The organism is Neolewinella agarilytica, from assembly GCF_900110645.1.
Lineage (GTDB): Bacteria > Bacteroidota > Bacteroidia > Chitinophagales > Saprospiraceae > Neolewinella > Neolewinella agarilytica.
In genome coordinates, this window is sequence record NZ_FOFB01000006.1 from 208,936 (window position 1) to 235,524 (window position 26,589).

Annotated in this window: 22 protein-coding genes; 14 read left to right on the plus strand and 8 right to left on the minus strand. The window is 54.3% G+C overall.

Going from position 1 to position 26,589, the window contains the following annotated elements; all coding sequences use genetic code 11:
* The first annotated feature begins 371 nt into the window (after positions 1–371).
* The 5 genes from BM123_RS07640 to BM123_RS07660 all read left to right on the plus strand — a co-directional run bounded on the left by BM123_RS07640 (position 372) and on the right by BM123_RS07660 (position 6,163).
* Positions 372–2,492: a nitrite/sulfite reductase gene (locus tag BM123_RS07640; protein ID WP_090166939.1), complete on the plus strand. Its 2,121-nt coding sequence runs from the start codon at positions 372–374 to the stop codon at positions 2,490–2,492.
* 52 nt (positions 2,493–2,544) lie between these two features.
* Complete coding sequence (gene cobA, locus BM123_RS07645) at positions 2,545–3,462, plus strand: uroporphyrinogen-III C-methyltransferase (protein ID WP_090166941.1); 918 nt, start codon at positions 2,545–2,547, stop codon at positions 3,460–3,462.
* 44 nt (positions 3,463–3,506) lie between these two features.
* Positions 3,507–4,349, plus strand: coding sequence for a precorrin-2 dehydrogenase/sirohydrochlorin ferrochelatase family protein (locus tag BM123_RS07650; protein ID WP_090166943.1), 843 nt, complete (start codon positions 3,507–3,509; stop codon positions 4,347–4,349).
* Positions 4,346–5,023: a phosphoadenylyl-sulfate reductase gene (locus tag BM123_RS07655; RefSeq protein WP_090166945.1), complete on the plus strand. Its 678-nt coding sequence runs from the start codon at positions 4,346–4,348 to the stop codon at positions 5,021–5,023. Before BM123_RS07650 ends, BM123_RS07655 begins: the two co-directional genes overlap by 4 nt.
* Positions 5,024–5,134: 111 nt before the next feature.
* On the plus strand, positions 5,135–6,163 hold the full coding sequence (locus BM123_RS07660) for an NAD(P)/FAD-dependent oxidoreductase (protein ID WP_090166947.1): 1,029 nt from the start codon (positions 5,135–5,137) through the stop codon (positions 6,161–6,163).
* A 171-nt stretch (positions 6,164–6,334) separates the two neighbouring features.
* Here the strand turns inward: BM123_RS07660 and BM123_RS07665 are convergent, their stop codons facing one another.
* The 6 genes from BM123_RS07665 to BM123_RS07690 all read right to left on the minus strand — a co-directional run bounded on the left by BM123_RS07665 (position 6,335) and on the right by BM123_RS07690 (position 13,103).
* Positions 6,335–6,976: an O-methyltransferase gene (locus BM123_RS07665; RefSeq protein WP_090167011.1), complete on the minus strand. Its 642-nt coding sequence runs from the start codon at positions 6,974–6,976 to the stop codon at positions 6,335–6,337.
* Positions 6,977–7,243: 267 nt separating this feature from the next.
* Entirely contained in the window at positions 7,244–7,714 is a 471-nt protein-coding gene (locus tag BM123_RS07670) for a TlpA family protein disulfide reductase (RefSeq protein WP_175489284.1), read from the minus strand.
* Between the two features lie 22 nt (positions 7,715–7,736).
* A complete protein-coding gene (locus tag BM123_RS07675) occupies positions 7,737–8,036 on the minus strand; it encodes a hypothetical protein (protein ID WP_090166951.1) in 300 nt (99 codons plus the stop codon).
* 253 nt (positions 8,037–8,289) lie between these two features.
* Complete coding sequence (locus BM123_RS07680; RefSeq protein ID WP_090166953.1) at positions 8,290–9,315, minus strand: hypothetical protein; 1,026 nt, start codon at positions 9,313–9,315, stop codon at positions 8,290–8,292.
* A 330-nt stretch (positions 9,316–9,645) separates the two neighbouring features.
* Entirely contained in the window at positions 9,646–10,668 is a 1,023-nt protein-coding gene (locus BM123_RS07685; RefSeq protein ID WP_090166955.1) for a glycosyltransferase, read from the minus strand.
* Positions 10,668–13,103: a DUF3536 domain-containing protein gene (locus tag BM123_RS07690; RefSeq protein ID WP_090166957.1), complete on the minus strand. Its 2,436-nt coding sequence runs from the start codon at positions 13,101–13,103 to the stop codon at positions 10,668–10,670. Before BM123_RS07690 ends, BM123_RS07685 begins: the two co-directional genes overlap by 1 nt.
* A gap of 70 nt (positions 13,104–13,173) precedes the next feature.
* Here BM123_RS07690 and BM123_RS24165 point away from each other — a divergent pair, with 70 nt between their 5' ends.
* The 3 genes from BM123_RS24165 (at position 13,174) to BM123_RS07700 (ending at position 15,180) form a co-directional block, all read left to right on the plus strand.
* Complete coding sequence (locus BM123_RS24165; RefSeq protein ID WP_175489285.1) at positions 13,174–13,317, plus strand: hypothetical protein; 144 nt, start codon at positions 13,174–13,176, stop codon at positions 13,315–13,317.
* 27 nt (positions 13,318–13,344) lie between these two features.
* Entirely contained in the window at positions 13,345–13,950 is a 606-nt protein-coding gene (locus BM123_RS07695; protein WP_090166959.1) for a superoxide dismutase, read from the plus strand.
* A gap of 216 nt (positions 13,951–14,166) precedes the next feature.
* Entirely contained in the window at positions 14,167–15,180 is a 1,014-nt protein-coding gene (locus BM123_RS07700) for a tocopherol cyclase family protein (RefSeq protein ID WP_090166961.1), read from the plus strand.
* Positions 15,181–15,540: 360 nt separating this feature from the next.
* On the opposite strand, the gene BM123_RS07705 is transcribed toward BM123_RS07700, so the two are convergent.
* Entirely contained in the window at positions 15,541–17,217 is a 1,677-nt protein-coding gene (locus BM123_RS07705) for an AMP-binding protein (protein WP_090166963.1), read from the minus strand.
* A gap of 265 nt (positions 17,218–17,482) precedes the next feature.
* On the opposite strand from BM123_RS07705, the gene BM123_RS07710 reads away from it, so the two are divergent.
* The gene (locus BM123_RS07710) at positions 17,483–17,872 is read left to right on the plus strand and encodes a hypothetical protein (RefSeq protein ID WP_090166965.1); all 390 of its coding nucleotides are present in this window, start codon (positions 17,483–17,485) and stop codon (positions 17,870–17,872) included.
* Between the two features lie 181 nt (positions 17,873–18,053).
* On the opposite strand, the gene porN is transcribed toward BM123_RS07710, so the two are convergent.
* Complete coding sequence (porN, locus tag BM123_RS07715) at positions 18,054–18,872, minus strand: type IX secretion system ring subunit PorN/GldN (protein WP_090166967.1); 819 nt, start codon at positions 18,870–18,872, stop codon at positions 18,054–18,056.
* A 221-nt stretch (positions 18,873–19,093) separates the two neighbouring features.
* On the opposite strand from porN, the gene BM123_RS07720 reads away from it, so the two are divergent.
* From BM123_RS07720 to BM123_RS07740, 5 genes are all read left to right on the plus strand, one after another.
* Positions 19,094–21,976, plus strand: coding sequence for a DEAD/DEAH box helicase family protein (locus tag BM123_RS07720; RefSeq protein WP_090166969.1), 2,883 nt, complete (start codon positions 19,094–19,096; stop codon positions 21,974–21,976).
* 152 nt (positions 21,977–22,128) lie between these two features.
* Positions 22,129–22,860: a DUF3592 domain-containing protein gene (locus BM123_RS07725; protein WP_090166971.1), complete on the plus strand. Its 732-nt coding sequence runs from the start codon at positions 22,129–22,131 to the stop codon at positions 22,858–22,860.
* Between the two features lie 11 nt (positions 22,861–22,871).
* Positions 22,872–23,390 carry a hypothetical protein gene (locus BM123_RS07730; RefSeq protein WP_090166973.1) on the plus strand — a complete coding sequence of 173 codons (519 nt, stop codon included), beginning with the start codon at positions 22,872–22,874 and terminating at the stop codon, positions 23,388–23,390.
* Positions 23,387–23,887 carry a DUF3592 domain-containing protein gene (locus BM123_RS07735; protein ID WP_090166975.1) on the plus strand — a complete coding sequence of 167 codons (501 nt, stop codon included), beginning with the start codon at positions 23,387–23,389 and terminating at the stop codon, positions 23,885–23,887. Before BM123_RS07730 ends, BM123_RS07735 begins: the two co-directional genes overlap by 4 nt.
* Positions 23,888–24,131: 244 nt before the next feature.
* A complete protein-coding gene (locus tag BM123_RS07740) occupies positions 24,132–26,456 on the plus strand; it encodes an acyl-CoA dehydrogenase family protein (protein WP_090166977.1) in 2,325 nt (774 codons plus the stop codon).
* Positions 26,457–26,589 lie beyond the last annotated feature (133 nt).

Sequence of the window (26,589 nt, forward strand, 5' to 3'; positions counted from 1 at the left end):
TACTGCTAAACCACTGTTTTTTTAGCGATGCCCCCCGTAAATAGTGGCTTTGCGAGGAAAGCCGGAATTTTGTTCGGATACCAAATTATTTTGGTAAAAAGTTGATTTGACTGATCAAGCCTGTCTGCTTGCCTTGCTGGTAAGCTCTAAAGGTGATTTCCACGGCTTTTGAAACCATTCCATTGCACCTGCGGAAGCGCCGGATTATAATTTATGAAAATAAAAATATGTTAAGACTTTTTCCTATTTGGTAACTTGTTATTTGTAAATAATTGATGTACAGTATCTTATTTTGTCCCGTAATCCGTTCATAGGTTGTTTCTTTCATATGTCGAGTCGACTGAAAGCTGCTTCTGCGGGTACTTTTGGGTATGATTACCAGCGACCAATCCACTTTAGACCACCTGTCTGCCCCCGTACGGGATGATATTGAAGAACTGACCAACCGGATCTACGCTTATCAGCGTGGTCAGGAAGACGAAGACCGATTTAAGCATTACCGGCTTACGCGGGGAGTGTATGGTCAGCGTCAGATTGGTGTTCATATGTTTCGGACGAAGATCCCCTTCGGGCACATTACCCCTGATCAGTTGATTGCATTGGCGAATATCTCCGAAAAGTATACCAACGGCCGCCTGCACATTACCACCCGGCAAAACGTCCAGCTTCACTACGTAAAACTAAATGACAGCCCCGCTATCTGGAAAGAGTTGGCTGAAGCCGGCATGACGGCCCGGGAAGCTTGCGGTAATACGGTCCGTAACCTCACCGCCAGCCCGATGGCTGGCATCGACCCTGAAGAGCCCTTTGATGTAAGCCCTTACGTATACGCTTCTTTCGATTATTTCCTTCGGAACCCGATTTGCCAGGAGATGGGCCGTAAGATCAAGCCTGCCTTTTCGTCCAGTGAAAAAGACTCTGCTTTTACCTACTTCCACGATTTTGGCTTCATTCCCCGGATCCAGGACGGTAAAAAAGGATTTAAGGTGGTCATCGGCGGTGGTTTGGGAGCGGTTTCTATGATCGCCCCTACGGCCTACGAATTTCTGGAGGCCGACCGTATCATCCCCTTCATGGAGGCGGCGATCCGTGTTTTCGACCGTTACGGCGAACGTGAAAAGCGTATGAAGGCCCGGATGAAGTACCTGCTCAAGGATCTGGGGCTGGAACGATTTATGGAGCTCGTCGCCGAAGAGATGCCCGCCGTGGCGAACAAAACCTATTCCATTGATGAAAGCCTGGTACCTTCCCTCGGGGAGGTCCCGGCGGACAATTTCGAGGCAATCGAAGCTTTACACCCAAAGCTCTACGCCGAATGGCTGAAGACGAACGTTACCGAACAGAAGCAAGGTGGCTACCACGCTGTTGCTGTTCGGGTGCCGTTAGGGAACCTGGAGGCGGAACAGGCCCGCCTCCTCGCCAGCCTCATCCGGGAGTTTGCCTCTGACGATATTCGCCTGAGCGTTCAGCAGGGGATGATTCTGCGCTACGTTCCCCCAACGGCTTTGCCGCATCTCTTTAATGGCCTTTACGCCCTCAATCTGGGCTTGCCAGGTTATGATACTACTGCTGATATTACCGCATGTCCGGGAACGGATACCTGTGCCCTTGGAGTTACCAACTCCACTGGTTTGACCACTGTTTTGGAGGAGCTCGTCCGTGACGAGTTCCCCGAAATGGTCACTGAAGACGATATCCGGATCAAGATATCCGGCTGTATGAACGGATGTGGGCAGCACATGGCAGCCAACATCGGTTTCCACGGAAGCAGCATTCGCGTTGGCCAGCGCATTGCGCCGGCGATGCAGGTTGTGGTCGGTGGTGGTATTGCACCTGACGGCCGTGGATTCGTGGCTGAAAAGGTGATTAAAGTACCCACGCGCCGGATTCCGCAGGTTATTCGCGACCTCTTTAACGATTACAAAGAGAATGCCTCCGAAGGGGAGTACTACAATGACTATGTCGTCCGCCAGGGTAAGCGCTACTTCTACGATGTGCTCAAGCCGCTGGGGAATAGTAAGAACCTGACCGACGAGGAATTTTTCGACTGGGGGCAGGACCATGACTACCGCCAGGAGATTGGCGTAGGCGAATGTGCCGGCGTCAGCCTTGATGTGATCGGTGCCATTCTAAACGATGCATCCAACAAGGTGATCGCCGCTGGCGAATCCGTAAAGGGAGAAGCCTGGGCCGACGCTGGTTACCATGCCTACTCCGCGATGATTACGGCCGCCAAGGCTCTGCTCCTCGCCGAAGACGTTAAGTGTAACACCCACATCGGTATTCTGAAGGACTTCACAGAGCAGTTCGGAGATCGCTTCAGCGAAGCGATGCCCTTCCCGGAATTCGTCCTCCGGATCAAGAAAAACGAACCGACCCCTGACTTCGTCAATGCTTACCTGGCTGACGCCCGCGCCTTTGTCTCCAAGGCCATAAAAACCCGCGAGGCACAGCTGGATAAAGTCGTCGTTGGTGAATACTACAAAGCTTAAGGGAGACGCTTCGCTTTTAGTGCGTTCCCCAGGTAAGTCAAATTTGATAAAGATGAATCTACATAACTCCGATAGTCACTCTCTTGATGCCGCTACAAGCGCAGCGTCTACAAGGGAGCGCAGCGACCGTCTGCCAGAAAACAAGCGAAGCGCGTTTTCGCCTACAAGGAGCGTAGCGACGTCTGCAAGCGGCGAAGCCGCGCCCAAAGACCGCGCCCCGCGCGTGACTTTAGTTGGCGCCGGCCCCGGAGACCCTGACCTCATCACCCGCAAAGGCCTCAAAGCTCTGCAAACGGCAGACGTGGTTCTCTACGATGCTCTGAGCTCCGATGAGCTGCTGGAAGAGACCCCCGCGCACTGCCTCCGGGTTTTCGTAGGCAAGCGTGCCGGTTGCCATTATAAAAAGCAGGAGGAGATCAATGAAATGCTCGTGGCAGCAGCTCTCGAATATGGCCATGCAGTACGGCTGAAGGGGGGAGACCCTTTCATTTTTGGGCGTGGACAGGAAGAGAAGGCTTATGCTGAAGCGGCGGGCATTCCCGTTACGGTCGTACCGGGCATTAGTAGCTGCATCAGCCTGCCGGAATTGCAGGGAGTAGCCCCCACGAGCCGGGGTTACGCGGATAGTTTTTGGGTGTTAACGGCGCATACCCGCAGCGGAGGTCTGAGCGAAGACTTACTTTTGGCCCCGAAAAGCAATGCGACGGTCATCATTTTGATGGGCCTTGGCCGCCTCGATCAAATCTGCGCTCTCTGGGACGCGGAAGGAAAAGGAAGCCTGCCCGCCATGGTGATCCAGAACGGCAGCCGCCCCAACGAACGCGCCTGGGTCGGTACCGTGAACGACATCGCTGAGCGCGTAACGACTGAAAAAGACAAAGGTCCTGGCATCATCGTGCTGGGCGAAACGGTGTCTCAGCACCCGGACTTCAAGGTAAATGCTCTTGCGGCAGCCTCCCACGCGCGGTAGCCCAATCGCATATCGCCAATCGCATATCAAATATCGCATATCCCATGACCAACCCTCTCTACCCCGCCTTCTTTCGCTTAGACCGACTCCAGCTTCTGGTAGTAGGCGCCGGTGAGGTAGGGGAGGAGAAGCTTAGCTTTATTCTCAAATCCAGCCCGAACGCCCGGGTAGTGATTGTGGCCCCCTGGATGGGGGAGGAACTAAAGGCACTACTGGATAAGTGTAACGATGCGGCGCGAACGCAGGTGCAGAGCGAGTTGGACGAAGCAGGGTTTGGAGGAGCTACTCTGGAAGCCGCCCGCTTTGAGGCAGAGCCCGCAGCAGGAGAGTGGAGAACTGTTGCTGGTGGTACTGTTATCTGGTATGCCCGTGAATTTCGGTCTGCCGATGTAACTATTGCTGATCTTGTAGTTGCTGCCACCAACTTCAAAGACATTAACCTTGCCGTACACGCTGCTGCCAAAGCCGCCCGAAGACTCACTAATATCGCAGATACTCCCAGCCTCTGTGACTTCTACCTCGGCAGCATCGTCACCCGCGGACCGCTGAAGATTGCCATCAGCACGAACGGACAGAGCCCTACTTTCGCCAAACGCTTCCGCCAGTTTCTGGAGGCAGAGTTGCCGGAATTGGAGACGACTAACCTGCTGGATGACCTCAAAATCTTCAGAGACCGGCTAACGGGGGATTTTAAAGCCAAGGTGCGTCAACTCAATGCCGTAACGAGTAGTTTACTCTCCTCGACTGCTGGCGAAGCGGCCGGCTGCCGCTGCCCCGAAGGAGAATGCCTCGTGGAAGCGGCCGCCAACACTGCACCTGCGGCCGCGGCACCTGCTGAGCCTGCTGAAGTACCAGAAACCCCCGACTCAAACGAAAACAAAGCATGAGTAAGACCGTACTTAAAATTGACGTTAAGGCCCTGAACGCCGAATTTGCAGAACTGGATTTCCAGGACCGGATTAAACGGCTCTATGACTACTTTCCGGTAAATGAGGTTCTGTTTACCAGCAGCTTCGGTACCAAGTCCGTCGTGATGCTCACCCTGGTGAGCCGGGCTAATGCGGCTCAGAAAGTCCATATCCTGAATACGGGTTATCACTTTCCTGAAACCCTGGCGTACAAGGATACCCTGGCGGAGATCACGGGGCTGGAGATCGTCGAGATTCTCCCTGATCCTGCTCGCCATCAGCAGACGCTTGAGTCAGAAATGTGGGAGAATCAACCCAGCCGCTGTTGTCACTACAATAAAGTAATGCCACTCAAGGCCGTGAAGGAGGAGCATACCGTCTGGATGTCTGGCGTGCACAGTTACCAGACAATGAACCGGGCTGCGATGGAGATCTTTGAAGAAGTTGACGGGCTAATTCACTTTCACCCACTGATCGATATTACAGAAGGCGAGTTCCTGTACCTCCTCGAAAAAGACAAACTTCCGCGCCATCCGCTGGAAGCCCTGGGCTACGGCTCCATTGGCTGCCATCATTGCACACGACCCGGGCAAGGCAGGGCCGGCAGGTGGGCAGGAAAGGATAAGGATGAGTGTGGCTTGCACGTATCCTGATTCAGTTGCACGGACACCAGTCTACAAACGGCAAGCTCGCTTCATTTAATGATATAAATCAGCGTAACCAATACGCTCTCAATTTGTTAAAACCCCAAAGAAAAATATACAATGATCCAAACTGACATCCTCATAATTGGCGCCGGCCCGGTCGGTCTCTTTACGGTATTTGAAGCAGGATTGCTAAAACTCCGTTGCCACCTGATCGACAGCCTCGGGCAACCTGGCGGTCAGCTAACGGAGATTTACCCCAAGAAGCCTATCTACGATATCCCGGGTTACCCAACCGTTTTGGCTGGTGACCTGGTAGATAACCTGATGGAACAAATCAAGCCCTTTAACCCCGGTTTTACCTTGGGGGAACGTGCCGAATACGTGGAAAAGGTAGGCGAAAAGATGTATCAGGTAACTACTTCTAAGGGTACCGTTCACCAGGCTCCGGTGATTATGATTGCCGGTGGTTTAGGATGTTTTGAACCCCGTAAGCCACCTATCCCTGGTATTAACGACTATGAGGATAAGGGCGTCGCCTACGTGATCCGTGACCCGGAAGTATACCGCAACAAACGGGTACTTCTGGCTGGTGGCGGAGACTCCGCTCTGGACTGGACGATATTCCTGGCTGACGTCGCCAGCGAGGTGACGCTTGTGCACCGTCGGGATTCTTTCCGGGGAGCTCTGGACAGTGTCGAAAAAGTGATGGAACTCGCAGAGTCCGGCCGCATCAACCTGATCACTAATGCGCAGGCGGTAGGTATCTCTGGCGAAGGCAAGGTAGAAGGGATCACCGTCAAGCACAAAACCGGCGAAGAACAACTGGTAAGTGTTGATGACTTTATTCCTCTCTTTGGTCTGGCGCCTAAACTCGGACCCATCGCCGACTGGGGCTTGCAAATTGATAAGAATGCCATCGTGGTCGACACCCGGGATTATAGTACTGGCGTTGACGGTATATATGCCATCGGAGACATCAATACCTACGCCGGGAAGCTAAAACTGATTCTCTGTGGTTTCCATGAGGGTACTATGGCCGTTCAGTCCGCCTTCAGCTATATCTACCCGGATAAGAAACTGAGCTTCAAGTACACCACCGTAAATGGTGTGCAGGGACTTCCTAAGGAGGAAGAGGCTACTGCTTAGTAGTTGATTACCGACTAACCGACTATCTACTTATAAAGCAAGGCAGCTCTCACCATAGCGGGAGCTGCCTTTTATTTGTGTAAATACTTAGTGTTAGTTAAGTGCCTCAGAAAATATTAGATGTAAATGTACGTAAATCGTAAAAGACAACAAAGAAACCCTGATAACTGACTAGAATAGGACTTTTCTGGCCACCGAAAGTCCATCTCTCAATGGCAGTAGCACAACTTCGAAATCTTTCCTTCCTGCAAGCAAGGTATTGTATTGATGCAGGGCATTTACGTCTTTATCTTTCTTCCCGGTTCCGACCTTCCCATCCCAGAGAACATTGTCCGCCAGCAAGAGCCCACCGGGAGCCATCTGGTCTGCGATAACCGGAAGATAATCGGGGTAAGCTTGTTTATCTCCATCTAAAAAAACCAGGTCCCAGCTTTGTGTCAGGGTAGGAAGCAGGTCAGCTGCCTGCCCCTGGTGCAGGTGCAATTGCCGGTTAAAGGGGGACGCCGCAAAGTGCTGAGCGGCCAGCAGCGCTGTTTCCGGGTTTCCTTCAATGGTGTGGAGCTCGCCGTCCTGGGCGAGGCCTTCCGCTAAGCAAAGAGCGGAGTAACCGGTAAAAGTACCAATCTCAAGAATCTGGTGCGGGCGCAAAAGCTGAGAGAACATGGCCAGCAGACGGCCCTGCAGGCGACCGCTCAACATCTGTGGGGCCATCGTTCGGAGGTAAGTTTGTCTTTCAACTTCCAGTAAATAGTCAGGAATTGGCCCGGAAACGGATTCGGCGTAGTCGTATTCGTGATTGATATTGTCGCGCATGGGAGTAATGGTCAAATAATCAGTGAGTCAAACAGTACTTACTCTCGGATGGTAGGAAGTATAGCATTGCTGAGGTAAACATCCATCAAAGGGGAAGTTTGCTGTGCAGTAAGAAAGAGTTCTGGCCCTGATGAGGTTGGGGCTAACTTCTTAGCAGCGGCGCGGAATCGCAGCGAAGCCGTAATGTAGTGCCTCGCGCACCGTACCATGTGTACCGTTCCCGATTGGTGATACAGTGAAGGCTGTGAGATGGGGTTCCTGGTAAAATCATTGAGTAAGCATTCGTTCTACCTCTGAAGGCGGAATATCCACACCGATGACTTTTCCGTCGGGGTCAATTAAGAAATTCGTGGGTACCTGATTGACGCCGTAGAGGGAGGCTATTTCTCCACCGAGAAACTTCAGACTACCCGTTTGGTCCATTACCTGATGGGGCCAGTCTCTGGCGTCCTGAGTAATGGCCCGGAGCCAGGCACTACTGTCCCGCTCAATGGCAATACTGACGATGGTTAGTTGGTTCTGGGTCGTTTTATTCAGGGCCACCAGCTCCGGGCTTTCACGCCGGCAGGGGCCACACCAGCTTCCCCAGAAGTCCAGCAGGACGTGCTGTCCTTTAAGGTCGGAAAGTTGAAATGATTCCCCATCAGCCCGAATGGCCGTAAAGTTCGCCGCCAGATCCTCCTCCCCGAAGGCGGGCGAGAAATACCAAGCCCGGCCACCAAACCAGGCAGCGAGCAAAAATAAAGGGATCCAGAATTTTCTACCAGGCATCCTCATCGTCCAGGGTTTCGGGTTTAAACTGTTGTTTGGTTTCGAGCCGGCGGCATTGCCGCTGATACAGCAAACGGGCCAGGCCTATGTTAGCCGCCTCCGGTGCGGAAGGATGGAAGGCCTCCGCAACAGCTGCCTCGCTAACGTCCAGGGTGTAGCATAGGCTCATCAGCTGTTCCATTCGGTGTTGCATCCAGTAGTCTACTGCATCAGCTAACTGCTGAATAAATTGCTCCTCCGTAATACCTGGCCCCTCCGCTGGTTCCGGTAATCCAAGGGAGGCACTCAATAATTCTTGTGCGGTGATAGCGCTTGGTGGTTGGTTCTGGAGGGTAAACCCGCGGGAGAGGGCGGTGGTTTCAAGTTGCAGGTTTCAGGTTGCAGGTTTCAAGTTTCAAGTTGCAGGTTTCAAGTTGCATGTTGTGAGCGGCAACCCGCAACCCGCAACCTGCAACCTGCAACCTGAAAAAAAACGAGGCCCCGAACTTGCGTCCGGAGCCTCGTAATGGTTTTATTTGGTCAGCGAGAGGTTACTCTTCTGCTTACTTGAGGATTACTTCTCCTTCACCGACGAAGAAGCCCTTGTTGTAGAGTTCTGCGCGGTAAGTACCTTCTACGTACTGCTGGTTAGCAACGTTCCATTCCGCACAGTGGCTGGAAGCAGAACCGTCAAAGGCGAAATTCACGGACTTGGTGTAAGGAATTTGTTCTCCGCTCTGGGCGTCGACGAGAATACCACTGCCTTCAGCGTCAATCTGGATCGTTTCACCACTTGGGTTAACGATGCGTAGCTGGAAGCTTTCTTCACCAGCTTCGGCAACACTGTTGTCCAGGCTGTTGAAGCAGATGTAGAGCCGGTCTACGTTCTTTGCCGTCCGGCGATCTACCCACTTACCGCTGTTGCGTTGCTTCTGGCCGAGAACGGTTACGTTGTTGGCTTTGATGACGCTGGCGATACCGACTTTACGGCTCAGCTCCTGATTGGTGCTGGTGAGTTGCTCGCGCTCGCTAACGAGAACGGCGCGTTCGCTGTTCAGGCTTTCGTTTTGCTGGCGGCTGGACTGAAGGTCCGTCGTGAGCAGGTCGCGCTCACTGGTCAGGCGCTGGTTGTTTTCTTCCAACTCAGCAATGGCCAGGCGCTGCTCTTCGAGCTGCACCAGGTAGCCGTCAGTCTGGGCCTTCAGCTCGGCGAGCTCCCGGCGGGCAGCTACGAGGTTACGGCTGTCGCGGGTCAGTGAGGTAATCTTGTCTTTCTGCGTCCGGAGCTCTTCCTTCTGCTGGTCGATCATTGCGTTGAGCTCTTCGTTGCTGCCGCGCATCTCTTCCAGTTCGGCCAGAGACTCGTAGTACTGCTTCTCCGCAGTAGCTTTGAACTGCTCCATTTCGACGAGGTCGGAGGAGATTTCTGCATTTTCCGTTCCGCGGTTGGCATAGCCGATGCCCAGACCGGCGAGGGCCAGCAGCAGAACGGCAATGATGCCCGCCAGCAAAGGCGTGCGGTTAGGAGCCGGCTTAGGAGCTGGCGTGAACTTAGGAGTATTGGATGGATTATTCTGAATCGTTGCCATATGGCGTTGGTTTTGTGATGGCTCCCCGAACTACGGTTGGTGCAACAACCGGCGGTTTACCGAAAAAAGTATCTGAAGTAAAAAGTGTGCAAGTTGTTCAGACGGGGGTATAAACGCCCCAATCTGGATTAGTATTACGGATTTATGTTAAAGTTTGTTTTGTTTTTAGTCGATTTCGGGTAATCGCTACTATATAATAAGGTTTTGGAGCAAAAGTGCTTTTGGGCGTCCCGCAGTATTGCGGGACAGGTGCAAAGGGAGTTTTTAAGAGCAGCGTTTCATGGCCCTGGATGTAGGTTTAATTCTGGTAAAGATGGATTTTTTAGCTTCCTATACACCCGTTACGGCCCCCTCATAAACCTTCAGATACCCCTCCACCATCCGGCTAACCGGGAAGTGGGTCTCGATGTATTGCCGGCAGCCTGAGCGTTCCCTGCTTTTTAACTCTCCCAGCACCCGCGCCAGCGCCGCTACGTCTCGCTTAGCCACCAATGCGCCACATTGCTCATGGATGATTTCCCGGGCCGCCCCACTGTCAAAAGCCGCCACCGGCGTCCCACAGGCCGCCATTTCCACATAAGCGAGCCCGAATGGCTCATCCCAAACGGAAGTCACCAGCCCCACCGAAGACCGACCGATCAGAGAGGCCAGTTCCGGCTGGTTCAGGTGGCCGGCGTAGGTGATCTGCTCGTTTAGAAGAGGGGCTACTTTTTTGTCGAAGTAGTGCTGGTCGTAAATCGGCCCCGCCAGCGTGAGCCGGCAACCCGCCCGCCGGGCGGCCTCCATGGCATATTCCGCGCCTTTCTCCGGGGTGAAGCGACCAAACCAAACCGCCGTTCTGGGCACGGCCACCGGGCTGTAGGGCCACTCCGAGAGCTGAATGCCGTTGTGGACGACAGTGGACTTCCCGATCAGGCCTGACCACTTCGCCTGGATAAAATGGCTGATACTCACGTATTGGTGGGAAGCGATCCTGCGCGTCAACGCTGCCGTCAGCCGAAAAGACCGGTAGGGAGGCGTGTGGAGTGTAGTGACCATCGGAAAGGGAAGCGAGCCCGCCAACAACGGCGGTAAAAAGTGCAGACTATTGTTATGCACCAGGTCGAAATCTCCCTTGGCGAGCTCTTTCATCACCTTGCGGTAGGCGAAAGTTGTGGCCCCGAAGCCAGCACCTTCGGCCAGCGAACAGGGCACCAGCCCGAAATTTTTGTCGGATTCCGGGTGAGCAAACAGAGTAACCTCATGGCCTCTGGCCTGTAATTCTTTGGCCAACAAGTGGGAGTGCATTTCCACGCCACCCGCATAAGGTTGGCTGACGGGGAAGCGTAGGGGGGCAAGAAGGGCTATCTTCATTAGCTGGCTACACTTTCCGGATTTTCCTGCTCTACGAAGCCAAGGGCGAGTTCGAGATCTCGGGCAACAGCCAGTCCTGCCGCCAGCGAGGAGGTAGAAAGTTGGCTGGCGTAAGCTTCCGTCCAGTTTTCCAGAAAGGCATTCTGCGTTCGGTAGTAATTGGGCTTAAGGTCGAGCTTCCTGATGGCGTTTAGCAGGTAGTGTACGTCTGACCAGCTGGTGTCTCCGGTAAAAGCATTTTGGACCAAATGCTGTAGCCGTTGGGCCGCCGCTTTCTCCAGGTCGTCGGCTCCGTCCCAGTGATGATCCCAATGGGAAAAGTCCGCAACGATGCGTTCAAAACGAGCCTGATCGAGCGCTTCCCGGATTGACAGAGCATCGAACAGCCTCCGGTGTAGCGTAAAGCTGATGGCTGACTGATAAGCATCGGGCAACGGTAATCCGTTAGTCCGCATCGTACTCATCAGTTGATAGTTGTCGTAGTAGAAATCTTTGAAACTCTTGGAGGCGATGTCCAGCGTCCGGTCCATCATGAATAAGAGGATACGGCGTTTTTCGTCGCGGAATAAGGACCAGATGGAGAAGGTGTCCATCCCGAAATTAGTGTGAATCAGGGAGATGACGTCGCCAACGTGCCCTCCTCTGAATTCCTGTTCCAGGTCGGGGGCGAAAGATTCAAAGTCTTCCAGAGACATGTCGTCCCGGATACTGCCGATCATCGTCTGCTGACCCAAATAAAGGACCGCAAAGCTGAAAGTAGAGCGACTGTGGGTCAGGTTGGAAAGAATGGTCATCCGGCCCATCGCCAGGCGATAGCTCCCGGCGCGGAGCTGCCGGAGAGCGTGGATTTCTGCGCGGTAATTAAACAGTTCCAGATTGTGCATGTCGGCCTCAAAAAGGCTGGAAGCAGCAAAGTGCATCCCTACCCGGCGCAGGCCTACCCGGGCGGGCATTACGTGCTCCCGATAGGCGACCGCAGCATTTTGGGCCACGTTGCTGGGGACGTTTTCCAGGGCTTCCAGAAAGGCGGGGTGGTAGTCGTCTCCGGTAATTACCTCACAAAGGTGCAATGCCCGGTTAGCATATTGCAGCACCTGCAGGGTCTCGATACCCGTAACTTCGTTGAAGAACCAGGCACAGCTGGTATACATCAGCATGGCGTGGCGCTGCATTTCGAGGAGCCTGAGCATCCGTACCTTTTCGTCGGGGGTAATGAACTCTTTTTTAGCGTGACGGGCAACGAAGTCTTCTGTTTTGCCAGGTGCCCGGTCTAAGATAAGTTCAATGTAAGCATCTCTGGCGGCCCAGGGATCACGGAAATAGTGTCTTCCTTCGTTTTCAAAAACGGGAATGAGCTGCTCGCGAACCTGATCGAGGGCCGCGCGGAGCGGCGCCCGCCAGGCCTGGTTCCAGTGGGCTTCGCCGCCGGTTTTGCAACCACAGTCACTCCGCCAACGCTCAACGCCGTGTACGCATGACCAGGAGCTGTTGTCATGGATTTCTGCTTCCCAGCTGGGTGGGAAAAGCTCCAGAAACTGGCCGTAATTAATCAGCTCGAAGTAAGGGTTGTCTTCGACCTTGTTCAGGCAGGAGGCCATGGCCATTTCTCCTTTCCGGTGATGGTGGCCGTAGCTTTCCCCGTCGGTAGCGATCTGGGCTATTTGTACGTCGTCGTTGTCGCTCAGGGTGTTCATCAGCCGGCTGGCGAGTAGGTCTCCGTCATTGAGCAAGCCCTCGAAAGCGACGGCTTTGGAGACCTCGCCGTCGTAGAAAAACAGGTTAATGGATTTGCCTCCGGGTAACGGGCAGCGGTAAGCGCGGCGGGGGTCTACCCCGCCGTGAACCTCATGCCATTCGCCTTCGGAGCCATGCCGGACGGCCTTGCACTGCCTTGGGGCAAGTACGGTAAAGGTGATGCCGTTGTCTACCAGGTCAACGAGCGTGGCGGTGTCAACGGCGGTTTCGGCCAGCCACATTCCTTCCGGCTTCCGGTTGAAGCGGGCCTCGAAGTCAGCGATGCCCCAACGAATTTGAGTTACACGGTCCCGGTCATTAGCCAGTGGCATGATGATGTGATTGTAGGACTGGGCCAGGGCGTTGCCGTGGCCGCCGAAACGGGCGGCGCTGTCCTGGTCCGCCTGTTGCAGGCGGGCGTAGGTCGACGGGTCGTGTTCCTCCAGCCAGGAGAGCAGGGTAGGGCCCATGTTCCAGCTGATCCGGGCGTAATTGTTACTGATGGCGCTGATGTGATGATCCGCGTTCAATACCCGGGCCGTAGCGTTAGGAGCGTAGCATTCATCGTTGATCCGCTCGTTCCAATCGTGGTAGGGCGCGGCACTGTCCTGAATCTCGATGGTCTCCAGCCAGGCGTTCTCGCGTGGGGGCTGGTAAAAATGACCGTGGATACAGATATACTTTTTCGGTAGGTCTGCCATAGGGCGCGAAGATAGCTTATGCAGGGAACTGCCCGTTAGTGAAAATTACCCTTTAATAACCAGATTCTTGATGACTGAACGCAAATCCGGAAAGGAGGCAACTACCTCTGAGGGGCAGGGTAATCATAGTAGCCTGCAGGCCAATGCTGCAAAAACTTTCTCTTGCACCTGCGTCCGCGCCAACCCTCACCCGGAATTTCTGTTATACAACTAATACACATCACCAAAACAACGCTAATTCATGTTCGAATTACCCAAACTCCCCTACGACTACGATGCCCTGGAACCCCACATCGATGCGCGTACGATGGAGATTCACCACACGAAGCACCACAACGGATATACCACCAAGCTGAACAATGCCATTGATGGCACTGATCTGGCCGGGAAATCCATTGAAGACATTCTGAAAGACGTTTCCAAGCACAGCACTGCCGTGCGTAATAACGGTGGTGGATTCTATAACCACAGCCTTTTCTGGACGGTGATGAGCCCCAACGGTGGCGGCAAGCCTTCTGGCGATCTGGCTAACGCCATCGTTGAGGATCTTGGTGGATTTGATGCCTTTAAGGATCAATTCGCCGCTGCCGCAGGTAGCCGTTTCGGCTCCGGCTGGGCCTGGCTCGTTGTAGGTGAAAATGGTCACCTGGCGGTTACCTCTACGCCTAACCAGGACAACCCGCTGATGGATGTTGCCGACACCCAGGGAACCCCGATCCTCGGCCTCGACGTCTGGGAGCACGCCTACTACCTCAATTACCAGAACCGCCGCCCGGACTACATCCAGGCTTTCTTCTCTGTCGTTGACTGGGATGCGGTAAGTAAGCGGTACGAAGACGCGAAGTAGTCTGGTAGTTCGATAGTCTGGTAGGCTGCCGCATTTTGTAGGCGGCAATGTGCGATAATTTGATATTGCCTCCAACGCCTCCAACGCCTCCAACATGCGGAGCCTACAAGACCACTAGACTACCAGACTAAAACAGCCGGGTTGCAACACTGCATCCCGGCTGTTGCTTTTTCTCCTATACCCAAACCACTTTGATTCAGGTATAATCCTGTTGTAATGAAAAACTTCCTGCTTCGCCGCCGCGCTACTTTCGATCCACCCCGGTTTCAGGGCTGGGGCCGGTCGTCCAACTATTTTGAAGGATGGTACGTCAAGGTGGTGATTCCGGAGAAAAACCTGGCCTACGCCTTCATCCCCGGTATCAGCTACGGGGCGGACGGGGCGGGCCACGCCTTTTTACAGGTGTTGGACGGTGTAGCCGCTACCTCCGCTTACCACCGTTATCCCATTGAGGATTTCACCGCTTCCACAACGAGCTTTTCAATAGCACTGGGGCCACATCGTTTCTCCGATAAGGGGCTGCTCGTTCAACTGGAAGGGCTGGAAGTCGATTTGACATTTAAGCGGGTACAGGTCTGGCAAAAGAAAGCATTGGCTCCGGGGGTGATGGGGTGGTATGGCTTCGTTCCCCGCATGCAATGTTACCACGGTCTGGTGAGTCTGCACCATGAGTTGGAAGGCTACATCAGCGTCAATAACGGAAAACAGGAAGCAGCTGGCGGGGTAGGCTACATTGAAAAAGACTGGGGGAGCGGCTTCCCGGACGCCTGGATCTGGTGCCAGAGTAACCACCTGACGGGGACGAGCCAGGCCGTAAGCCTGATGGCCAGCGTGGCTAGTATTCCCTGGATGGGAAGCTCCTTTACGGGCTTTTTAGCAACCTTCCTTTTTGAAGGGGAGTTACACTACTTTACGACCTGGGCGCGGTCGCAGGTGCAGGCAAAGGTGGATGAAAGCAATGCGTTTACCATCAGCTTTTATCAGGAGGGTAAGCACCTTCGAATCAGCGGCCGGCCCGCTCCCGGAGGCGAACTCCTCAGCCCCGTTACCGGGCAGGCAATGACCGGTAAGATCAACGAAAGCCTCCGCGGGGAGCTGGACGTTGTTTTTTACCGCGAAGGACAAAAGCTTTACGCTGGCAAAGCCACCTGGGCGGGCGTGGAGGTGAGCCCGCGAGCGGGGGATTTACTGCAGACGGAGGAGATTAATTACCCGTGGCCGGAGGAATAGGCTGTTGGTTCGTTGGTCTTTTGGGCTGCCACACTTTGGAGATGTTGGAGGAGGGAATGCTAGAATGTGAGAATAGTGTCCAGTACTAACTAGTCATCTTCGCTTCTCATCCATAGCCCGGACCTGCGGCACAAAGCTCTCCGAGCTAGCTCATGTGTACTTCCAACACCTCCGACATGCGGTAGCCCAAAGCACCAAAATACCAACGGACCAAAATACCAACCCCGCCTCCAACGTGCGGCAGCCCAAAAGACCAAAGAACCAAAGAACCAAAGAACCAACGGACCAACGGACCAACGGACCAAAATACCAACCCCGCCTCCAACGTGCGGTAGCCCAAAAGACCAAAGAACCAAAAGACTAATTCACCTTCTCCCGCAAGTGCCGCCGTAAAATCTTACCGACGTTACTCTTCGGCAGGTCTTCGCGGAACTCCACGGCCTTGGGTACTTTGTAGCCGGTCAGGTTTTCCCGGGCGTAGGCGATGACTTCGTCTTCCTTCAGGGATTTATCCTTTTTGACAACGAAAAGCTTGACGACTTCGCCCGACTTATCACTCGGGATTCCGACGGCAGCGCATTCCAGAATTTTGGGATGAGCGGCCATTACATCTTCCACTTCGTTGGGGAAAACGTTGAAGCCGGAGACGAGGATCATGTCTTTCTTCCGGTCTACGATCTTGAAGAAACCGTCGGCGGTCATCATGCCGATGTCTCCGGTTTTGAGCCAGCCGTCAGCAGTCATCACTTCGGCGGTAGCCTCTGGCCGGTTGAGGTAGCCTTTCATTACCTGCGGACCTTTGATGTGAATTTCACCGCGTTCTTCAGTGGTAGCGATACGGTCTTCTTCCTCATTCCAGCAGCGCATATCGGTGTTGGGCAGTGGAATACCGATGTAGCCGATGCGCATGTTTTCGTTCAGTGGATTCATGCAGGCGGAGGGGCTGGTCTCCGTCAGACCGTACCCTTCGCTCAGCGGAACGCCGGTCAGTTTTTGCCAGGCTTCGGCTACGGGGCGCTGAACGGCCATACCTCCGCCGACGGTGATCTTCAGATGACGGAAGTCAAGTTTTTTGAAGCCAGCATTATTGACCAGGCCGTTGAAGAGCGTATTTACGCCGGTCATGCCAGCGATCTTGTTGTCTTTAAAAGCATCATTGATCGTGCTGAGATCCCGCGGGTTAGTGATCAGCACATTACAAATACCGTGAGCGAAGATGGCAACGGAGTTTACCGTAAAGGCGAAAATGTGATAGAGCGGAAGCGGGCACAGCATGCATTCATCACCACCTTCCTGCAGCTTTTGGGTCATCCAGGCTTTGGATTGAAGTGCATTAGCCACCAGGTTGGAGTTAGTGAGCATGGCCCCTTTGGAGACACCGGTTGTTCCACCAGTGTACTGCAGGGCGATCGTGTCTTCCGGCTTTCCCTCGAACTCCGGCAACTTGTACTTCGCACCTTCGGAGAGCGCTTTTTTGAAGTTTACGGCTCCGGGCAGGTTATAAGCAGGAACCATCTTCTTTACCTTCCGGACTACGAAGTTGGTGATACCGCCCTTAACAAAGCCCAGTAGCTCACCGATGCTGGTGGTGATCACGGTCTTGATGTCCGTCTCTCCGATAATCTGTTCCAGGTTGCTGGCAAAGTTTTCGGCAATGATGACCGCTTTGCAGTTGGCATCCGTAAACTGATGCTTCATCTCCCTTGGAGTGTAGAGAGGGTTGGTATTGACGATTACCAGACCGGCCTTCAAGACACCGTGTAAGGCAATAGGATACTGCAGGAGGTTGGGCATCATGAGCGCCACTGCCTCGCCTGGCTGTAAGCCGCGGTAATGAAGATATGCTCCGAAAGCAGTGGATTTAGCGTCTAGTTCTGAGTAGGAAAGCGAAGCTCCCATACACATGAAGGCTGGTTTCTTAGCATGCTTTTGCATGGCATCTGCCAGTAATGCTTTCAAAGTAGGGTACGCGGAAGTGTCGATATTAGCGGGGATGCCGGCAGGATATTGTGCGAGCCATGGGCGCTGGTCTGACATATTATGATCGTTTTTAAGCTTTATTTGGAGGCGTAAAATAGGTAAATAGTACGGCAGTCAAATAGTTTGCCCCTAATTTGTCTTTCAAGACCCTCTTCTCGGACGAAAGTCAACTATAACAAGCCTCGAAGCGTTTTAGTAGAGCTAGTTTTTTGGCATAACGTACGCCCGGTCGTACCTTGTCGCCTTTACTATTACACTTTCAATTTGGATTCAGCCACTATGGTTGCGCCCATATCATTCGACTCAAAACCACAAGCACCAGATGGAAAATGGTATCCTCACCGAAGCCCAACAGAAAGATGCAGAGCTTATTCAGTTGCTGCTCGACAAAATCGTAAAGAAAAAAGGCTTCGAAAACATCTGCGCTAACGCTGAAGGTTACGAAACGCCCGCCAAAATTCGCCGTGGAAAAGACAGTGAAGAGTACTTCATCCCTGATTGTACGGGAGAAGTAAACGGACGTAAGTCTTACTTCGAATTAGGCATGAAAACGGACGACGAGCGTCAGCTCGTTACCAAATGGCGCCTGCTCTCCAGCCTCGCTAACTACAAGCACGGTAAGCTTTACCTGGCGGTCCCCCGCGGGCACATGGCCTTCACTAACCGTATCCTGAACGATTACCCTATTCAGGCAGAAGTAGTGAAGCTCTAAGGCTCATTACAAATGAAAAGCCCCGACGTCAACTAAGATGTCGGGGCTTTTTTATTCGCAGAACTCAATTTGTACAGCAGTGGCAAAACAGCTGAAAAAATCATAGCCAGAACTTGAATTAGCCATGGAGATCGATTTTCTTAACCTGCAACCTGTCCCGCAGTACTGCGGGACAACCTGCCTAATGACTCCAACTATCCGACTCCCGCGCCAGAATATCGGCTTTCACCCGCTCACTTTCCAGTAGCCGGTCCCGGCCGTTAGGCAAATAATCGCCGATGCGGCGGTCATGAATATTGGACTCTTTAACGATGGCGCTATTGAAGTAGCGCATCTCAAAAATATCTTCCCAACTCTGGTTGGCTGCGTCATTGCCAACGGCGAAGGTCATTTCTGTAGCTAACATTTCCCGGGCGGCGGGGTAGTAGACCCAGAACGCGGGCTGTTCGTACACCAGGTTTCCATTCTCGTCGAAGACATCCCGAATGGGGGCGATGCCGAGAATACGGACTTTGGTTGTGCTGGTGGCTTTGTCGAAATACCAGATTTCCTGAAGGCGGTAGCGGGTGAACTCCGCTGGGTTCAGTTCCCGGGGAACGATTTCGTAGCTGACGGCCTGGGTGACGGGGTCGACGACCGCAACGGTGTCTGCCCCACCGGCGATGGCGGCGAGTCCTTCCGGCGAGAGCGGGGTTGTGAACTTATCGTCCAGCGTACCGTAGAGCTGAATCTTTTCGTCCTGGGCAGCTTCCATCAGAATCGTAATCAGCGGGCGTTCCGGATAGGCAAAGGTGAGGTTGATCTTCTCCCGGGTGTCAATGACCCGCCAAACGCGTTTTTGCCACATGACGTCGGCCGCCCGGAGGGGCGGCTGAGGCAGAGCCGAAGATTGTACGGAAGCCCGGTCAGTAACAATGTCGTTGACGGGTGTCGGGAAGGTTTTTTGGGCGCTGACGCAGGTGCAAAGCAGGCTGAACAGCAGGGGGAGGATTACTCTCATCAAAGGATCGGTTTTAGAGAGGGAACCAGGCTTTAACTTTTGGTATTTCCGGCTTTTTGAATTTTAACACCTGCTGCCCTCACCGAGCGCGTGGTGACCAGAACATTGCTCCCAAGCCTTCTCCCTGCATCCTGCGTCCGCGCCCATTTCCTTCATCGTCTTTTCGCCTTGGTTTGTCGACGGGAAACGTAAATTTTAGCCTGCTTGCTTATCTTACCACCATGAACCTTAACACCCTGAAATTTCAATATCCCTGGCGTGCCTACCAGGCCCGCGTACTGGAAAACCTGCCGCTTTACCGGGAGGATCAGCGGATTCACATTGTCGCTCCGCCCGGTGCCGGTAAGACGGTCCTTGGCCTCGAGATTGTACGCCAACTCGGTAAAAAGTCGCTCATCCTTGCGCCCAGCCTCACCATCCGCGCGCAGTGGGGGCAGCGCTTTCGTGATGATTTCTGCGCCGACCAGTCGCTCATCTCCCATAAACTGGAGGAGCCGGCGGAGCTAACCATTGTTACCTATCAGGCCGTCTTTGAATATTTCAAGCGAAACGGTACGGCGGGCCTCGACTGGGTGGAACTACTCGTCGTGGATGAGTGCCACCACCTGCGCAACGAGTGGTGGAAAGTGCTCGATGCCCTCAGAAATGATTTCAAACCCGAATTGGTCGCTCTGACCGCCACACCGCCTTACGACGTAAGCGGCATCGAGTGGCGTCGCTATCACGAGTTTTGTGGAGAGATCGACGAGGAAATCAGCATCCCCGAGCTGGTCGCCTCCGGCGACCTCTGCCCGCACCAGGATTACCTCTATCCGGTACTTCCTCCCCCGGGCGAGTCGAAGGTGATTACGGAATGGCAGAGCAAAAAAGACAGGCTGCTGGAAGAAATGCACGTACGCTCGGGCCTCGCCCTTTACCTGCAGGATCACCCCTGGCTGGCCGACCCCGAAAGCCACTATACCGAAATTTTTGAGCGGCCGGAATACTTCACTTCTTTACTGAGCGTCCTGCGCGCTCAGGGTAGTGAGCCTCCCGCTGCCGCGCTCGGAGTGCTCCACGGCGAGGTGACCCTCGCCCCCGAACTGGATGATAACTGGGCCACCATTTTTCTGCAGCGGGCGCTGCGGGAAGACCCTTACTTCGCTACCGAAGACGGAAAAGCACTGCTGCGCCCCTACCGCCGCATCATTACCACGATGGGGGCCTGGAGCCAGGGCAAACTCTACCTCGACCATGACTTGCCCCCTGGCAGCAAGAAGACCGATGCGGAGTTGGAAAGCCCACGGGCTAAGCTCGATGCACTGGTCGAAATTGCTAAGTTTGAAAGCGAAGATCTGGGCGGTAAGCTCCGGATGGTAATGCTGACGGATCACATCCACCATGAGCTACTCCCGACTACGGAGCACGACCGGACACCCCTCAACCTGGTGGGTACCGTCCCGGTATTCGAAACCCTCCGCCGTCAGACTGGTACACTCTACGAAGGGGATTTGTGCATCCTTACCGGTAGCCTGGTGGTGATCCCTAAAGCGGCCGAAAGCCGCTTGCTGGAAATTGCCTACGATGAGTTGCCCACGGAGCGGGTGATCAAAACCACGCCGCTATTTCCGGGCTCGAAGTACGTGAAGGTGAATACCGGCGGCCTGGCCAACAAGTACAGTGTTGGCTGGATTACCCAGCTGTTTACCGAAGGGAAAATCCGCATCATTGTGGGCACTAAGTCTCTGCTCGGAGAAGGCTGGGATGCACCGGTGATCAATAGCCTCGTGCTGGCGAATTCCGTCGGTAGCTTCGTACTCAGCAACCAGATGCGGGGTCGGGCCATCCGCACCGTGCGCGGTGAGCCGGATAAGACGGCTAACATCTGGCACCCCGTTGTGGTACACCCCGGCATCCGCCGGGGCGGGCCCGACGTGCGGCGCATGCGCCGCCGCTTCAAGGCGTTTGCTGGTCCCCGACTGGACGATAAGCCCGTCATCCAGAACGGTATCGGTCGCTTCGGCATCGACTGGGATAAGTCGTCTACTCAGGCGATGGAGCTCGTCCGAAAGCAGATACTCCATGCCGCCACCAAGCGCGAAGACCTGATCGCCGCCTGGAAAAAGGCGCTCTCTACCGGAACCCAACTGGTGGAGGCCATCAAGCCGCCAACCCCAAGGCACTACGAGCAGAAGGATCCGTTGACGCTGCACTATAAGGAAAGTATCGATCGCTACTTTGAGCAGGACTATCGGCTGTTCCTGTTGGAGATCAAGCGGGCAACGCTGGTGGCCTTCGCCGCAGGAGCGATCACGACCCTGCTGCCAGGTAGCTGGTTTAACTGGACGACCCCGACAACGGCGCTGATGTGCCTGATGATGGCGGCGGCCTTCCTGTCACTCAGTTACGTGTACAAACGTTTCAAAGCCATGTACGACCGGGCCGGGGAGCTGCAACTGGCCGAGCGCCACGAGGAGATTTACGCGCGGGAGCTCCACATCCCGCCTTACCTGATCTACCCGGCTTTACTGTCGATTCTTCCGGCGCTTTTTAATCCGCTGGCTTTCGCCGTTTTCTGGTTAGTGGGTCTGGGCTGGCTGGCCTGGTATCTGTTCCGCAACCCCGGCCGCCAGATGGCGGACGCTACGCGCCGCTTCGAGTTACTGGCTGACACCCGGCACCGCCTGATGACCTACGGAAAAGCTTTGGCCGAAAGCCTGGCTGCCGCCGGTCTTTTCCATAAAGCAACCCCGGACCAACTCCGGCTGGAAGAAGAAGGCGAAGAGATGTTCCTCTACCTCTCGGAGGCGGAGCACCACGATACCCACCTGTTCGCCGGGGCGCTGGCGGAGCTGATGTCTCCCGTAGAAAACCCGCGCTACCTGTTGCGGCTCGACTTGCCCGATGACTGGACAAAAGGAGAATACTTCCTCTCCGTACCCTCCGCCCTCGGGAATAAGAAAATGACGGCAGACCTCGCCGGCCGTCTGTCCGAAGTAGTCGACCATGACTTCGAGTCCATCTACACCCGTGAGCCAGCTGGCCGCCTGCATCTGCTCACCGCCCGGCTGCAGGCCAGCGGTAAGGTCGAAGAGGTGGCGGAACGGGATATGCTTTGGCGGTAGGCGGACAGGTTGCAGGTTGCAGGTTGCAAAGTTGCAGGTTAACAAGTTGCAGATTGCCAGGTAGTTGAACTTGGTATGCTATAGTTTTTCGTCTGAAGCCCTTTACTCCCTCCCTTTCTTCCTTTACCCTTTACTCCCTATTTCCCTTAACCATGATCTACCTTATCTTCATGATGGCTTACTTTGAGCGATTTATCGGTCAGTTATCCTTCTTTGACAGAAGGCGCGGCTGGCGGGCGATCATCATGTGGCCCGAAGCAGAAGGGGTTTTTCCGCATGATGAGGTTAGCTTTGTAAGTCACCGGGACCGGGACGGGAAGCAGGTGATCGTGTTAAGTGAGCCCTATACTTACTCCGTTCAGGGTAAGACATTTCGCAGCAGACAAATTCTACCGGAGCGGCTTTACTTCTCCCGGCCGAGACTTCGGCATTTGAACAAGATGTTGGTTGGAAAGCGGGGCTTTAGGGTGTACGTTAACCCGCATAACCCAAAAGAGGCCTACCTCTCCCCGGGCTACGCCCGCAAGGACTGGCTGGAGATATTACTTTTCCCCCTGGCCACTTTCATTGTCCCTCTGGGGGCTGTTTATATCGAGCGGGTATCGTCTCCGAATGCAGACCTGCTGACGTTTTTCTCGGACCTTTTATACCTGAACCCGCTGCTGCATATCTATTTTGCTGTTCTGTATTTAGTAGTGGCTGTTGCGATAAACTGGACGCCAATCTACGGTAAGCGCATTTTCCCGGTTTTGGGAACCCGTGACCTGGAAGAGGAGTACTTTCGCTCGGCGTCCGAATACTATGGCCCCGGACTTCAACTTGATGCGAAAGCGAAGGTCCGCCAGAAAAATATACATTACGAGTATTTACCCGCTGACCAATAAAACACCTCATCATGGTCTATATCTTCTTTCCCCTTATCCTGTTCGGCCTCGTCTTTTGGCGTTTCCGGCAACGGTACAATGCCGAGTTTATACGGCAGCGGCAGATCACCTGGCCGGAGGCAAAACCGGCCTTCGGGGTGGGGGAATTGCGGGTGAGAAAGGAACGGGGGGAGGAGAAAAAATACTACGTCTCCGAACTGGACGAGAACTACCACCTCTACACCCACGGGCAACGCTTTACGGGGAAGCGCCTCCTCCCGGAGGCGGTTATGATCAAAGAAGGAGAGCAGTTGGCTATCAATCAGGCCCTGAATGATAAGCGGGAAACGCTGATGGTGAAATTCAACCCGGACGATCCCTCAGATAATATGCTTAGCGTTGGCCACCCGGGTTTGGGCTGGTCGAAGGTGCTGGTTTATGCGCTGTTCGGGGTGCTGATTCCCGTTTTTATGCTGTACTCCATTTTCGCCTGGATGACGGACCCTTCAAGCTGGTGGTCTACCATCGTTTTTCAAAGCCCTGCGTTATGAAGCGGCAGCACAAAGCACTTACTTTTTTCAAAGGCCTTCTGGCGATACTGATGCTATTCTGGATAGTGGTGGGATGCGTAGCCGTAGGGACGTTTTGGCGGGTAGAACTGATTTCTAAAGAGCTATACGGATTCGAGCCCGTAGTTGCTGAAACCTTTACCGTCAGTGAGTCGGGCTCAAAGCCGCAACTGGACGTACGATACAGCTATGAATATGCTGGTGAAAAATACGAAGGTCATGAGTTAAGTCCCTACAATGAATTAACGGTTAAAGCCAGCCTGGACGGAGCGCTGCGCAAGTGGCTGACCCGGCCGGATGAGCTGAAGCTGATGGTGTTCGTTGATCCGAAGAACCCGTCACGCTCCAGTGTCGTAAGAGGGTGGGCGCGAGGCAATCGGATTGAGGGCCTGGCCTATGGAACGTTTTTGATTACGCTCGGACTTGGCTTGTTGTATCTCCTTTTTCGGCCCAGCCGGCGGGTGCAGGATTTGTTTTGACGTTCGTTGGCAAGGTTGATGTGGCGTAGACTCTTCGGTAGATTCGGCGCGGACGCAGGTGCGGATAAAGGTAGGAGAGCCATGTAAACGGTCGCGGAGACGGTCGGATCGGTCATTTTTCGGAGAAATAGAGCGAAGCGAAAATTTTTACCGGAAAATGTCGGTCCGACCGTTGGTAGCAGGCAACATTAGCAACCCAACCTTAATTCGTGCGTTATATTGCCAAACAAAATCTCTACCACTCATGGGTGCCGAATTCCAAATGAACACGCAATTTTCCGCCGGAATTCAGGCGATGCTTCCGCTGCTATATGCTGCCTGGGCGGATCGTCACCTTAACCTTAAGGAAATCAACGCAATACGCAAGCGAGCGGCCAGTTTGCCGTTTTTGGATGAGACGGACAAAGCCGTCCTGCTCGAGTGGTCTGACCCCGCCCGCCCGCCCGAGCGGGAGCTTTTTCAGCAATGGCAAACGATGGGGCGTAATGCTGCGGAGCAGCTGCCCGAAGACCGTGCCGCCAGCCTCGCTGAGCTCGGGGTCATCCTTGGTCATGCCGCTGAAGGCAATGCCGAAGACCGTCAGCAATTCTGGGTCGATCAACTCCCCGTGCTCACTGAGCTGGAGCTTGGCCTGGGCGGCGTGGAAGAGACTACCTACCGGGGCCTCTTCCCCCTGTACGATCAGCGTAAAAAGCTGACCGAATCCATTGAGGAAGCCACCGTTGACCCCGCCGCCCTGCAGGCGGTGCTGGACGGTAAGTACGCCGGCACAATCGCCCGGGTAAAGGAAATTCTACAGCGTCCTTCTTTTGAGCGGAACATGTTACCGGTAAAGGAGGACTTCCGCGAACTGGTACTCGCCTGGTGTAAAGAACTTGGAGAGGAGGGGATCGGCGCTCTGGCTTTTGACGAAGAGTATGGCGGGGAGGACGATATGGGAGCTTACGCTGCCGCTTTCGAAACCCTCGGTTACCACGACCTGAGTATGACCATTAAGTTTGGTGTGCAATTTGGTCTTTGGGGAGGAGCCGTTGCTAACCTGGGCACCAAACGGCACCACGATAAATACCTGACGGCAACGGGAAAACTAGATTTGCCGGGATGTTTCGCGATGACGGAAACGGGACATGGCTCCAACGTCCGTGGTCTGGAAACCACGGCGGTTTATGATCACGATACGAAGGAACTCATCGTCCACAGCCCCAGTGTCGGTGCCGGAAAGGAATACATCGGTAACGCTATGCACAGTAAGATGGCAGCCGTCTTCTGCCAGTTGATTGTTGGCGGTGAAAGTAAGGGCGTTCATGCCGTTGTTGTGCCCCTGCGGGACGCAGAGCATAACACGCTGCCTGGTATCCGGGTCGAAGACAATGGTTATAAGCTTGGCCTGAACGGCGTAGATAATGGCCGTATCTGGTTTACCCGTGTCCGCGTTCCGGTAGAAAACCTGCTGGACAAATTCGGTGGGATCTCCGCCGAAGGAACTTACCACAGTGAGATCGAGAACCCGAGCCGCCGCTTTTTCACGATGCTGGGCACGCTGGTCGGCGGCCGCGTCTGTGTGCCCCGTGCGGGCATGAGTGCGGCGAAATCGGCCCTGGCTATTGCCGTGCGCTACGGCCTGCGTCGCCGTCAGTTTGCCGCCGACCCGCTGAAGGCAGAAACGATTATTCTGGATTATCCGAACCAGCAACGCCGACTGATTCCGTTGGTGGCAAAAGCGTATGCTACACAGTTTGGCCTTGATTATTTGCTCGAGCGCTACGTTAACCGCAGCGAAGAAGACATGCGGGAGATCGAAGCGATGGCGGCGGGGCTGAAGTCTTACGCTACCTGGTTTACCACCGCTGCCATTCAGGAGTGCCGCGAGGCGACGGGTGGTAAAGGCTATCTGCGGGAAAACCGCTTTGCGGACCTGAAGGCGGACAGCGACATCTTCACCACCTTCGAAGGGGACAATACGGTACTGATGCAGTTGGTGGCCAAATCATTGCTCTCCGACTTTAAAAAATCCTTTAAGGAGGACGGCAACTTTGCCGTCCTGAAGTACATGGGCCGCAGGATGACGACCATCGTCACGGAACAAAACCCGATCTCTATCCGGCAGACGGACCGGGAGCATCTTACCTCCCGCGCGTTCTATCAGTCGGCTTTCGAGTTTCGTTCCCGCCGGCTTACCAGTACACTGGCGCAGCGGTTGCAGGCCTACATTAAAGGTGGCATGAACTCTTACGAAGCCGGCCTTCGCTGCCAGACGCATATGATCGAAGCGGCGGAAGCCTACGTGGAAGCCCTGGTGTTGGAAAAAAGTCTCGAACGGGTTGATGCGCTGGGCAAAAACCATCCCACTTACGCGGTCCTGAAAAAGTGTGTACAGCTCTACGCGCTGCACACCATTGAGGGGCACCGTGGCTGGTATCTGGAAAGTGATTACATCGCGGGAAACAAATCTAAGGCGATCCGTAAAGCAGTGGATGTACTATGTGCTGAACTCCGGCCGGAGGCCGGGGCGTTGGTGAATGGCTTTGGGATTCCGGATAAGCTGTTGGGGGCTCCGATTGCACTGTAGGGCCAAGTTGCAGGGGGCAGGTTGCAAGTCTCACCTTGTAACCTGCACCTTGCAACCCGTAACCTGCTCATTGCACCTGCGCCCCGGCGTCCTTAACTTTACTTTTGTGACCATAAAATTCCCCAGCGTCTAA